Raw genomic sequence first — 12,072 nt, 5'->3', positions numbered from 1 at the left:
ATAGCCTCGGATTCGCGCTCCTGACAACGCCCCCACCACCCCTGCCAAGGCCAAAAACTTATGTTTTTGAACGGCTTCGAATTAGGGCTCCGTTAACCACGGCTGGCCCATAACGGTTCATTGAAACTCGCCGCGCCCTAGCACCGCGCGCCGGGCAGGCGAAGAATTGAGCATGTTAGCTGGGTCTTGAAGGTCCGCCGAAGAGTAATGACAGAGCATACGGACAAGGCATCGCCGAAATCGGACGAGACCGCACCCAAGAAGGGGGCGGGCAAGTCGCGCTCGCCCAAGACCAAGCGCGCCAAGGGACCGGGCGGCCGCGCGGCGAAGCCGAAGACCGCGGCGAACAAGCCGGTCAAGAACAGCTCCCCTGATTCGCAGCCTCCCGAATTGAAGAGCCCCGGCTCGAAGCCGGCCAACCCGGGGCCTGCGGACTCCAAGTCTCTGGCGCCGGACCCGGCGACCATCACCTTCGGCAGCAACCGGCCGATCGTCGCGGCCCCGGCCAAGCTGCCGGAAGGCAGCGGCCTGCGCTTCGCCGGCCCCTCGGCGGGCGAGCTGAAGGCCAGCGGCCCACAGCCGACCTCGGCCAAGGCCGGCGGCCTTACCTTTACCAACGCCAAGGGCAGCAACACCAAGTCGGCCAGCACCAAGTCCGCCAGCGCCAAGAACGGCGGCGCATACGGCAACGGACAGACCGGCGGTCCTGCCGGCGGCGCGGTCTTCAGCGGCACCCCCGTCGGCAACCCGCCGGCCCGCAAACCGCAGAGCGCCGAGCCGGCGCCCGGCGAACCGCTGCCCGGCAAAGAGGTCCCGAAGGCCGCAACCGCCAAGAAACCGGAAACCTCCAAGGCCCCCGTCGGCGGCACCCAGACTGCCGCCAAGTCCGCCGCCCCGGTGAAGGGGCCCGCCCTGACCAAGCCGGCCATTGCCCCCCAGGCCAGCGGCCGGCGCCTGGACAAGGAACGCTCCTCCAGCGGCTTCGCCCTGACCATGCTGGGCCTGGTGGTGGCGGTCGGCGCCCTGGCCTTCTGGCTGAACCAGGGCGGACAGGCCCCGACGCAGCGTGCGGCGCCGGAGGAAACCCTGGCGGCGGCGCAACCCGCCCCCGACGGCACGGCCCCGGCCGCGCGCACGGCCCCGGAGGCGGCGCCCGCGCCGTCCCCCGCCCCGGCGGCTGTTCCGGAAGCCGTTCCGGCCCCGCTCGGCCCCTCCGTGCGGGCGCCGGTTTCCCCCGGCCCCCTGGCCGCGGCCACGCCGCCGCGCCCCGAAGCGGCGGCCGCGGCGGGACAGGTCACCGACCTCTCCCTGGAGGAAATCGTCGAGGTGCAGCAACTGCTGGACCGCCTGGGCCTCGCACCGGGCAATCAGGACGGTACCCTGACCGCCGAGACAGAGGCGGCCATCAGCGCCTACCGCGAGATGGCGGGCCTGCCCGCCGAGGGCGGCGCCGACAAGTCCCTGCTGGAAGACCTGCGCTCGGTCGCCGAACTCTACGGCAGTTAGAGCCTTTCACGGTCAGATTGAACCATTCTGCCGGAGTGGATTTGCGGCAAGACCAAGGGGTTTGACGCCGGCCATAGCGGCGCTATGGCCAAGGCAAAACACGCCGGCATTGACGCAAAGCCACCCGGCCCTGCGGGTTTGCGAGCGGCGGGCGCCTGCGGCGTCGAAAGGCTTGCCCGATGCGCCGCATCGCGCTGCGCCATTCTCCTTGCGGACCACCACTCCGCTCACAAACAGAATTGCTTCAATCTGACCGTGAAAGGCTCTTGGTCTTACCGCGTCAGGCGCGCAGGAGCGCCGGCGCCACCCACCAGTCCGGATGTTGCCGCACCAGCGCCTCGGCGGCGTCGTGCGCCGCCGCCTCGCTCTCGAACAGCCCGAAGCAGGTCGCCCCGCTGCCCGACATACGCGCCAAGAGGCAGTCGGGAAGCCCGTCCAGGACAGCCAGGACCTCCACCACGGCCGGCGCCAGGCGGCAGGCCGCGGCCTGCAGGTCGTTGGGCCGCGCGGCCAGCCAGTCGATGAGCGCGACCAGGCCGAGCGGCGGCAGCAGGGGCTCGGGCGCTTGCGAGAAGTCTCCTTCGCGCCCGGCGAAGACCGCGGCAGTGGACACCGCAACCCCCGGATTGACCAGCACCAGCCACAGCGGCGGCAGTGCCGGTACCGGTTCCAGTTTTTCGCCGATGCCCGACATCACCACCGGCGCACCGCGCAGGCAGACCGGCACGTCGGCGCCCAGCTCCAGCGCCAGGGCTTCCATTTTCGCCAGCGGCAGGCTGACGCCCCAGAGGCGGGCGAGGCCGCGCAGCGCCGCCGCCGCGTCGGCGGAGCCGCCGCCGATGCCCGAGGCGACGGGCAGGTTCTTGGTCAAGGTCATGGCGGCGCCGGCGCTGATCCCGGCGCGCTTGCCCAGCGCCAGGGCCGCGGCCAGGACCAGGTTGTCGTGCTGGTGCAGGAGAGGTCCCGCCTGCGGTCCCTCGACCGTCAGATCGAGGCCGCCGCCCTCCAGGGGCGCGAAAGTGAGCCGGTCGCCGACCTCGGCGAAGACCACGAGGCTGTTCAGTTCGTGATAGCCGTCGGGGCGGCGTCCGGTGATCTGCAGGGTCAGGTTGATCTTCGCCCAGGCGTCTTCGACGACGGCAACGGAAGCAGCGTCACTCACAGGAAGCAGCCGGCAGCAAGCGGGGCATAAGGATCACACGGCCTCTCGGGCAAAACTCGCTTTGGCAGGATCAGATGTCCTCGGGCGGAGTCGTGATGCCGTCCTCGATCTTCTTTTCGATCACCGGGATCTGGTCCTCTTCCGGATCGAGGCTCAAGGCGCGGTGCCACTGGAAGCGCGCCTCGTGCTTGCGCCCGACCTGCCAGAAGGCGTCGCCGAGATGGTCGTTGATGGTCGGATCCTGGGGCCGCAGTTCGACGGCCCTCTCCAACTGCGTCACCGCTTCCTCGTAGCGCCCGAGGCGGTAGTAGACCCAGCCGAGGCTGTCGACGATGTAGCCGTCGCGCGGGCGCAGTTTCACCGCCCGTTCCAGCATGGCCTCCGCCTCGTCCAGGTTCTGCTTCTTCTCGACCCAGGAGTAAGCCAGATAGTTCATCACATAGGGCTGCTCCGGCTTCAGGCCGAGGGCGTGCTTGAAGTCGGCCTCCGCGCGCTCCCACTGGTCGGCGCGCTCCAGGGCGATGCCGCGGAAGTAGAGCAGCGACCAGTGATGCGGGCCGATCTCGCCGCCGCGTTCGATGCGCGCCACGGCCTCGTCATAGGCCACCACCGCTTCGTCGAAACGTTCCTCGATACGCAGCAGGTTGCCCTTGCGCATCATCGGCTCGTAAGCGTCGGGGCGCTCGGCGGCAAGGCGGTCGAGCTCGCTGAGCGCTGCCTCGTTGTCGCCCATCTGCTGCAGTTCGTCGGCGATGCGCAGGCTCACGATCCAGCCGAAGGGAGATCCCTGCGGCACCTGGCGGTAGGCGGCGATGGCGGCGCGGCTGCGGCCCTGCTTCTGCAGGATCTCGCCCAGCAGCACCTTCGCCATGATGAAGTCGGGCCGCAGCACCAGTGCCTGGTGCAGATAGACCAGCGCGGCATCGTCGGCCTGCTCCTGGCTCAGCAGGCCGGCCAGGTTGAACAGCACCTCGGCCATGCCGTCGGTGGCCGCGGAAACCTCGGCCGGGCTGTCATCGCCCCGCTCGGCGCGCTCCAGCATCGGCAGCAGAATGTCGGAACCGACGGTGGAGCCGACGAATTCGCGGTACAGCGCCAAGGCCCGCTCGCGCTGGCCGTGACGTTCGAAGAAGCTGCCGGCCAGCCAGGTCAGGCGCAGCGTCGGCCGGCCCGCCGACGACAACAGGGCCTCGTACTCCTGGGCGGCCTGCTCCGGGCGCCCCGCGACCTCGCCGATCAAGGCGGCGTGCAGGCCGTAGAGCACGCTGGCGCCGCGGTCGCCCTTCAGCACCGACAGCGTCTCCAGGCCGCCGTCCGGGTCGCCCTGGCCGGTCTGCACCCAGGCCCGCAGCATGGGCACCAGAACCTGATCGAAATTGCGTTGCGGCAACCCGGCCAGCAGCTCGTCCGCCTTGTCCATATCGCCGGTCCTGGCCGCCTCCACCGCCAGGATCAGCGTGGCGAGGCTGTGCTGAGGTTCGCGCTCCAGGACCCGCGCCGACAGGCCGGCGGCATCCTCCTGGCGGCCGGTGGCGGCGGCCAGTTGCAGGGCGGGGAAGAGGACCTCCGGGTTGTCCGGGTCGTAGCGCAGCGCCTGCAGCATGTAGTCGGTGGCCGCGTCCAGGTCGCCGTTGCCGCGCGCCACCAGGCCGGCCAGGTAGGCGCCGTAGGGCGAGGAAATCGCCGGCGGCGGGGCCGGCTGCGCGGCCTGGGCGACCTGGGTGTCGAGGCCGGCGCTCTGCACCGGGGATTCCGCACCGCAGGCGGCGGGCACGAAGCCGGCCGCCAGGGCGATGAACGCCGTCCTGGACCACTTGGCCCGCTGAGACCAGACGGTACGACGCAGGAAGACCCGAAGGTTCGACAAATCACTCTCCTGGCGGTTGCGCTTCACGCGGCCGGCAAGGGGGCCGGCAAGGAGGCCGGCCGCCACCGGAGTTGGCGGGGCCAGTGTAACCGACCGCTCCAAGGCCTCACAATGACCAGCTTTGGGGGCCCCGCGCCCGGCGAAATCACCTTTTTGCGACCGCGCGCCAGCGGACGCCGGCTTACACGTCGGGGATCGTCACATATTGGGGTAATTGGGGCCGCCGCCGCCTTCCGGCGTCACCCAGACGATGTTCTGCGTCGGGTCCTTGATGTCGCAGGTCTTGCAGTGGACGCAGTTCTGCGCATTGATCTGCAGGCGCGGATTGCCACCGTCGTCGTCGCGGACGATCTCGTAGACGCCCGCCGGGCAGTAGCGCTGGGCCGGTTCGTCGAAGAGCTTCAGGTTATGCTCGACGGGAACGGACGCGTCCTTCAGCGTCAGGTGGACCGGCTGGTCCTCCTCGTGGTTGGTGTTGGAGATGAAGACCGAGGACGGCTTGTCGAAGGTGACGACGCCGTCGGGCTTCGGGTAGTCGATCTTCGGCATCTCCGCCGCCGGCTTCAGGCTTTCGTTGTCGGCGTGCTTGTGATGGAAGGTCCAGGGCGCCCTGCCGCCCAGCAGCTTCATGTCGAAAGCGCCGTAGAGCATGGCGCCATAGAGTCCCCACTTGGCGAAAGAGGGCCGGAAGTTGCGCGCCTTGTGCAGCTCCTCGTGGACCCAGGAGGCTTCGACCTTCTGCGGGAAAGCCTCCAGGACCGCCGGCGCCTCGCCGTCCTCGCCTGCCTGGGCGATGGCCTCGAAGGCGGCCTCGGCGGCCAGCATGCCGGTCTTCATGGCGTTGTGGCTGCCCTTGATCTTCGGCACGTTGAGGAAGCCGGCGCCGCAGCCGATCAGCGCCCCGCCCGGAAACACCAGTTTCGGCAGCGACTGCAGACCGCCTTCGTTGAGGGCGCGGGCGCCGTAGGAAATGCGCTTGCCGCCTTCCAGCATCGGACGGATCGCCGGGTGGGTCTTGAAGCGCTGCATCTCGTCGAAGGTCGAGAGATGCGGATTGTCGTAATCCAGGCCGATGACGTAGCCGACATAGGCCTGGTTGTTCTCCAAGTGGTAGATGAAGGAGCCGCCCCAGGTGGTGTTGTTCATCGGCCAGCCGGCGGTGTGGATCACCGTGCCGGTCTCGTGCTTGGCGGGGTCCAGTTCCCACAGCTCCTTGATGCCGATGCCGTAGGTCTGCGGATCGGCCCCCTCGCGCAGGCCGAACTTGGCCTCCAATTGCTTGGTGAGCGAGCCGCGGCAGCCCTCGCCGAACAGAGTGTAGCGGCCGTGCAGTTCCATACCCGGCTGGTAGCTGTCCTTGTGGCTGCCGTCCCGGGCGACGCCCATGTCGCCGGTGGCCACGCCCTTGACGCGCCCTTTCAAAGGGCCGTCGTCGTGGTAGAGCACCTCGGCCGCGGCGAAGCCGGGATAGATCTCCGCGCCCAGGGCCTCGGCCTGCTCGGCGAGCCAGCGGCAGACGTTGCCCAGGGAGACCACGTAGTTGCCGTGGTTCTGCATCTGCGCGGGCAGCATCCAGACCGGCAGGGAAATGCCGCCCTTCTCCGAGAGCAGCATGAACTTCTCCTTGCCGACCGGGGCGTTCAAGGGGGCGCCCTTGTCCTTCCAGTCGGGAATCAGCTCGTCGAGGGCGCGCGGCTCCAGCACCGCGCCGGAGAGGATGTGGGCGCCGACCTCGGAGCCCTTCTCGAGTACGCAGACCGAGATGTCCCGGCCGCTTTCCGCCGAGAGCTGCCGCAGGCGGATGGCCGCCGAGAGGCCCGCCGGGCCGGCGCCGACGATGACCACGTCGTATTCCATGAATTCGCGTTCCAAGATCCCTCTCTCCTGCCGCGCGCCGGCCTCACGGGTCCGCCCCCGCGGGGCCCGCTCCCTTGATAGCGGTGCGCTTGCGCTCACTCTTTCGTTCGCCGGGGAATGACCGGCCCCGGCCTTCGTTCGCCTGCCGGCGGGCGGTCCCGCGGGCATCGCCCCCGCCCTACATAGTACAGCCCGCCGTCAGGGGCAAAGCCCGCCGCCGCGCCGCCCTTTCGTCTGCCGGCGTCCTCTACGGCGTTCTGTGGGGCCCGCTCCGCGGGGAAAGCCGCGGGGTTTTCGAAAAATTTACCTTTCCGGCGGAGGATAGCGACGTTGGAGACCTCAAACCATGGTTGCTCAGGAAATCCGCGATCTCGGCGAGGAGCCGGCCCGAGAGAACACGCCCAGCGAGCTGGACGAGCTGACGCATGCCGAAATGTGCATGCTGTACAAGGAATCGGCCGACTCCATCCGTTTCGCCAAGGCGCACCAGTGGAAGTCGCTCGGCTCGACCCTGCTGGTCTTCGGCGGCCTGATCGCGCTGGCCCAATTGGTTCCCAACAACGCCGCGCTCACCAACCTGATCATCGCCCTCAGTTTCCTGTGCTCCTGCGCGGTGATCTACATCCTGGCGCTGTACCAGGTCTGGCAGAACACCGAGCGCGAAAAGCTGCGCGACATCGCCGGACACTTCTCCAGCTTTTCCCAGTTCACCCGCGCCATAAAGTCGTCGCGCGAGGCCAACGTGCACCGCTACACGCTGCTGGTCTTCATGATCATGGGCGTCATCCTGGGCAACGTGCTGCTGGTGCTGGTCGTCTCCCCGCTCTACCACTAAGCCGCCTCGGCTTTTTCGGCCTTCCCGCCTTCCCCGCTTTCTGAGGCCGCTGCGCCGGTGCTATCCTGGCGGCCGTGATGAGCACGCCCCCCAAGCAACAGGTCAGCGAACGGGATCTCCTCGAGGCCCTGAAATGGCAGATCGAAGCCGGCGCCGACGAAGCGGTCGGAGCGCTGCCGCTCGACCGGACCGCGCTGCCTGCCGCAGCCCCCGCCGCGACACCCGCCGGCGGCCGGCCCGCCCCGGCGGCGGCCCCGGCCGCGCCTGCCCCCGCCCAAGGCTTGGCAGACGCGTCCCGGCCCCCGCCGGCGGCGCAGGGCCGCCCGGCCCCCAGCCTGACCTCGGCCAGCGAGGCCCAGGCTTCGGCCCAGCGCCTGGCCGCGGCCGCCAAGACCATCGAGGAGATCCGTCAAGCCCTGGACAGCTTCGAGGGCTGCCCCCTGAAGGCGACAGCCACCAATCTCTGCCTCTTCGACGGCAACCCCGAGGCCAGGATCATGATCATCGGCGAGGCCCCGGGCGCCCAGGAGGACCGCCAGGGCAAGCCCTTCGTCGGCCCGGCGGGCCAACTGCTGGACCGCATGCTGGCGGCCATCGGCCTGGACCGCACCCAGGTCTACATCACCAACCTGCTGTACTGGCGCCCGCCGGGAAACCGTAACCCGACGCCGGGCGAGATCGCCTCCTGCCTGCCCTTCCTGGAGCGGCAGATCGAAATCCTGCAGCCAAAACTGCTGCTGCTGGTCGGCGGCATGTCGGCCAAGACCCTGCTGCACCGCACGGAAGGCATCCTGAAGCTGCGCGGGCGCTGGGCCGACTATCACCATCCGCGCCTGGAGCATCCGGTCCCGGCCCTGCCGACCCTGCATCCCGCCTATCTGCTGCGCCAGCCGGCCCAGAAGCGCGAGGCCTGGCGCGATCTGCTGTCCTTCGCCGAGGCGATGGAGCGCGAGGGCCTGACCGCGGCCGCGGCGGCGACCGCCGACTAGCGGCCTGACCCGCCAAATCCCCTTCAAATATCTGATTTAACGTGGATTTAACCCCGGGTGTGGCTTTCTTGGGGCGGGCGCCCCAGCGGCGCCCGGTCTTTGGCGCTTGTTTGTCCCAGGGCGGCGGTTGCGGCCCTCAGATCACTTGGTTAGGGTCGATGAAAACTACGGGGGTCACAGTGCAATCCAGGAGTGGTGCCCGGCAAGGGGCCGCAGGCCTTTGCCAGACCGTGCGCGGCGTCGTTCTTGCGGCCGCGGCGGCCTGTATCGCCTGGACCGCCCCCCAGAGCGCCGGCGCCCAGACCTCCACGCTCCAGCAGCCCGCCCCCCAACAGCTTTCCGGCGTACTGCAGCCCCGGGACCTGACCCCCTCGGCCGCCCTGCCAGGCGGCATGGCGCCCAACCGCCCCTCGAATTCGCTCGCCGGCCCCGACGGCCTGCCGGCCGTGCTGCAGGCCCACGACGCCGAGGCCTACCGCCGTATCTTCGCGCTGCAGGAAAGCGGCCGCTGGAAAGACGCCGACCGCCTGATCGCCGGCCTGAGCGACCGCAGGCTCATGGGCCACGTGCTGGCCCAGCGCTACCTGCATCCCACGGCCTATCGCTCCAAGTACCTGGAGCTGAAGGAGTGGATGGACCACTACGCCGACCACCCCCAGGCCAAGCGCATCTACAAGCTGGCCCTGAAGCGGCGCCCGGCCAACTACCGCCGCCCGCAGCCGCCGGCCGCGGTCAGGACCGGAGTTTCCTGGACCGCCGCGCGCGCCAGCACGGACTACGTCTCGCCGCGCCCGCGCTCCAAGGCGATGCGCCGCAAGGTGTCGCGCGTGCAGCGCCAGGTGCGCCGCAACGTGCTGCGCCAGCGCTTCACCGTCACCGAGAAGCTGCTGGGCCAGGCCTCCGTGAGGAACCTGCTGGACGAGGTCGAGCTGGACGAGGCCCGCGCCCTGGTGGCCAGCGGCTGGTTCTACTACGGCGACACCCAGCGCGCTTACGCCCTGGCCGCGCCGGCCGCGCACCGCTCCGGCCGCGCCGCGCCGATGATCAACTGGATCGCCGGCCTCGCAGCCTGGCGCCTGGGCCACATCGACGAGGCCGCGGTCTTCTTCGAGACCCTCGCGGGGGCCGACAACGTGGCCGGCTGGAACGTCGCCGCCGGCGCCTACTGGGCCGCCCGCGCGCACCTGAAGCAGCAGCGTCCCGACCGCAGCAGCCCGCTGCTGCGCCGCGCCGCCGAATACCAGCGCACCTTCTACGGCCTGCTGGCGCGCCGCGCCCTGGGCATGCGCATCGAGTTCGATTTCGGCTCCCACCGGCTGGGTCCGGAAATGACCGAGCGGCTCAACCGGAGCCCGGTCGGCAGCCGCGCCCTGGCGCTGCTCCAGGTCGGCGACCGCGAGGCCGCCGAGGACGAACTGGTCAACGCCGGGCGCTGGGGCGACCCGCAGCAGGGCGAGGCACTGCTGGCACTGGCGCAGCACGCCAAGATGCCGGCGCTGGCCTTCCGCATGGGCAGCCAGTTGGCCCGCGCCAAGGCCGGCGAGCAGGCCGGCGGCGCGCTGGACGCCGCGCTCTATCCCATCCCGCCCTGGCAGCCGCAGAGCGGCTTCTCCCTGGACCGGGCGTTGATCTACGCCGTCATGCGCCAGGAATCGGCCTTCAACACCAGGGCCAAGAGCCCGGACGGCGCGCGCGGGCTGATGCAGCTCATGCCGCGCACCGCCAGCTATATGGACAAGGGCGGCCACTATCACCGTGGCAACCGGCGCAACGAGCTGTTCGAGCCGAGCCTGAACATGGAGCTGGGCCAGCGCTACATCGCCTATCTGCTGGAGCACGAAAGGGTGCAGGGCGACCTCTTCCGCCTGACCACCGCCTACAACGGCGGACCGGGCAACCTGGGCAAGTGGGAGCGCGCCATCAAGGCCGACCACGACCCGCTGCTGTTCATCGAAGCCCTGCCCTCGAAGGAAACCCGCCTGTTCATCGAACGGGTGCTGACCAACCTGTGGATCTACCGCGAGCGCCTGGGCCAGCCCGCGCCCTCGCTGGAACGACTTGCAGGCGGCGACTGGCCGCGCTACGAAGCCTTGGACGGAACCCGTGCCGAGGTCGCGCTCAATGGCTCGAATTGACGAATCGCTCCCCTTCCTGCCCGTTAACATCGCTGTCCTGACCATTTCCGACACCCGGACCCTGGCCGACGACAAGTCCGGCCAGCGCCTGGAGGAAATGATCGCCGCCGACGGCCACAAGCTGGCCAGGCGCGACATCGTCACCGACGACACCGACAAGATCGTCGCCGCCCTGAAGGCGCTGATCGCCGACCCGGAGGTCGACTGCATCCTGACCACCGGCGGCACCGGCGTGACCGGGCGCGACGTGACACCGGAAGCCTTCAAGCAGGTGATGGAGAAGGAGATCGAGGGCTTCGGCGAGCTGTTCCGCATGCTCAGCTACCAGAAGGTCGGCACCTCGACCATGCAGAGCCGCGCCATCGGCGGCGTCGCCGACGGCACCTACCTCTTCGCCCTGCCCGGCTCTCCCTCCGCTTGCAAGGACGGCTGGGAGGACATCCTGAAGTTCCAGCTCGACTCGCGCCACCGGCCCTGCAATCTGGTCGAGCTGATGCCGCGCCTGAAGGAACACCTGAAGGCCGCGAGCTGACGGCCGGCGCCGTTGCGCTCCGCAAAATTCACGCGGCAATTCTCCTTTCCCCTTTGAATGCCGGGCACGAAGCCGCTTTACTGGGCGCCGAGGCGCCCCACCACGTCGGGCAAATCAACCATTGCGGGCGCCCATGCCTTTTTGGGGACGAATACCATGAGTGATTCCGGTCTCGCCGCACCGGCCTATGATCCCATCCCGCTGCCGGACCGCCGGGAGTTCAGCGACGCCGAGATGGCCGAACGCGCCCGCGCCTTCCTGGCCGAGATGCGGACCCGCCACACGGTGCGGGACTTCTCCGACCAGCCGGTGCCGCGCGCGGTCATCGAGGACTGCCTGCGCACCGCCGGCACCGCGCCCAGCGGCGCCAATCACCAGCCCTGGCACTTCGTCGCCGTCGCCGACCCGGCCCTGAAGAAGCGCATCCGCGCGGCGGCGGAGGCTGAAGAGAAGGCCTTCTACGCCGGCAAGGCGGGCCAGGAGTGGCTGCGCGACCTGGCCCCCCTGGGAACCGACTCCGACAAGCCTTTCCTGGAGACGGCGCCCTGGCTGATCGTCGTCTTCGCCGAGCGCTATCGCGTCGACGCCCAGCACAAGATCGGCAAGAACTACTACATCGGCGAATCCGTGGGCATCGCCACCGGAATGCTGATCACCGCCCTGCACCGCGCGGGGCTGGCCACCCTGACCCACACGCCCAATCCCATGCGCTTCCTCAACGAGACCTGCGGGCGCCCGGAGAACGAGAAGCCCTACATGATCCTGGTCGCCGGCCACGCCGCGGCCGACGCCACCGTGCCCCGCCACGCCAAGGACAAGAAGCCGCTGGAAGAGATCGCCACCTTCCTGTGAGGCCTTTCTCCCCCCTGACCCCTTTTGCCCTCGTGAGCCCTTTTGCCCTCGTGAGCCTTTCCGCCTGACCGCCGCGCCTGCGCTTGGCCCCGCCAGGCGTGGTGGCGAAGAGAACGTTTGTTCTCGTTTCCGGCGATGTTCTACAGCCGGGAGTCGTAATCGCCCCCCGGAGCGGGCCGCCCCATGCCCGTCGACGAATCAAGATATAGGGGCGCTCCGATATGCCATCACAAGTTGAAGTAGGACCGGGGTGGACTGGATCCTGCGGTTCGAGTCCCGCCGAGTCGCGCCAGGGATTCCGCCGCTCCTGAAACTCTATTTTCCTGTTTTGTTCTTG

9 protein-coding genes are annotated in these 12,072 nt (G+C 69.2%); 6 read left to right on the top strand and 3 right to left on the bottom strand.

The features are described from left to right. The first annotated feature begins 207 nt into the window (after window positions 1-207). Window positions 208-1,506, top strand: a complete 1,299-nt coding sequence (locus tag AAFN88_RS06215; protein ID WP_347519089.1) for a peptidoglycan-binding protein — start codon at window positions 208-210, stop codon at window positions 1,504-1,506. A gap of 280 nt (window positions 1,507-1,786) precedes the next feature. Here the strand turns inward: AAFN88_RS06215 and AAFN88_RS06210 are convergent, their stop codons facing one another. The 3 genes from AAFN88_RS06210 to AAFN88_RS06200 all read right to left on the bottom strand — a co-directional run bounded on the left by AAFN88_RS06210 (window position 1,787) and on the right by AAFN88_RS06200 (window position 6,407). Continuing rightward, window positions 1,787-2,668, bottom strand: coding sequence for a 4-(cytidine 5'-diphospho)-2-C-methyl-D-erythritol kinase (locus AAFN88_RS06210; RefSeq protein ID WP_347519087.1), 882 nt, complete (start codon window positions 2,666-2,668; stop codon window positions 1,787-1,789). Window positions 2,669-2,738: 70 nt separating this feature from the next. Next, on the bottom strand, window positions 2,739-4,535 hold the full coding sequence (locus AAFN88_RS06205; RefSeq protein ID WP_347519085.1) for a tetratricopeptide repeat protein: 1,797 nt from the start codon (window positions 4,533-4,535) through the stop codon (window positions 2,739-2,741). A gap of 198 nt (window positions 4,536-4,733) precedes the next feature. Continuing rightward, a complete protein-coding gene (locus AAFN88_RS06200) occupies window positions 4,734-6,407 on the bottom strand; it encodes an electron transfer flavoprotein-ubiquinone oxidoreductase (RefSeq protein WP_347519083.1) in 1,674 nt (557 codons plus the stop codon). Between the two features lie 331 nt (window positions 6,408-6,738). Between AAFN88_RS06200 and AAFN88_RS06195 the strand changes: the two genes are divergently transcribed. The 5 genes from AAFN88_RS06195 (at window position 6,739) to AAFN88_RS06175 (ending at window position 11,735) form a co-directional block, all read left to right on the top strand. Next, window positions 6,739-7,227: a hypothetical protein gene (locus AAFN88_RS06195; protein WP_347519081.1), complete on the top strand. Its 489-nt coding sequence runs from the start codon at window positions 6,739-6,741 to the stop codon at window positions 7,225-7,227. A 77-nt stretch (window positions 7,228-7,304) separates the two neighbouring features. Continuing rightward, the gene (locus tag AAFN88_RS06190; RefSeq protein WP_347519079.1) at window positions 7,305-8,216 is read left to right on the top strand and encodes a uracil-DNA glycosylase; all 912 of its coding nucleotides are present in this window, start codon (window positions 7,305-7,307) and stop codon (window positions 8,214-8,216) included. Between the two features lie 230 nt (window positions 8,217-8,446). Beyond that, window positions 8,447-10,351: a lytic transglycosylase domain-containing protein gene (locus AAFN88_RS06185; protein ID WP_347519077.1), complete on the top strand. Its 1,905-nt coding sequence runs from the start codon at window positions 8,447-8,449 to the stop codon at window positions 10,349-10,351. Next, window positions 10,338-10,883, top strand: coding sequence for a molybdenum cofactor biosynthesis protein B (gene moaB / locus AAFN88_RS06180; protein ID WP_347519075.1), 546 nt, complete (start codon window positions 10,338-10,340; stop codon window positions 10,881-10,883). Before AAFN88_RS06185 ends, moaB begins: the two co-directional genes overlap by 14 nt. 156 nt (window positions 10,884-11,039) lie before the next feature. Next, entirely contained in the window at window positions 11,040-11,735 is a 696-nt protein-coding gene (locus AAFN88_RS06175; protein ID WP_347519074.1) for a nitroreductase family protein, read from the top strand. Window positions 11,736-12,072 lie beyond the last annotated feature (337 nt).

Origin of the sequence: Pelagibius sp. CAU 1746 (assembly GCF_039839785.1) — a bacterium.
Taxonomy (GTDB): domain Bacteria; phylum Pseudomonadota; class Alphaproteobacteria; order Kiloniellales; family Kiloniellaceae; genus Pelagibius.
Note: the sequence above shows the minus strand (reverse complement) of the source record. Positions and strands in the feature narration are given on the sequence as shown.

Coding starts and splice junctions, on each gene's coding strand:
- AAFN88_RS06215 (WP_347519089.1), top strand. CDS start 208: ATGACAGAGCATACGGACAAGGCATCGCCGAAATCGGACGAGACCGCA.
- AAFN88_RS06195 (WP_347519081.1), top strand. CDS start 6,739: ATGGTTGCTCAGGAAATCCGCGATCTCGGCGAGGAGCCGGCCCGAGAG.
- AAFN88_RS06190 (WP_347519079.1), top strand. CDS start 7,305: ATGAGCACGCCCCCCAAGCAACAGGTCAGCGAACGGGATCTCCTCGAG.
- moaB (WP_347519075.1), top strand. CDS start 10,338: ATGGCTCGAATTGACGAATCGCTCCCCTTCCTGCCCGTTAACATCGCT.
- AAFN88_RS06175 (WP_347519074.1), top strand. CDS start 11,040: ATGAGTGATTCCGGTCTCGCCGCACCGGCCTATGATCCCATCCCGCTG.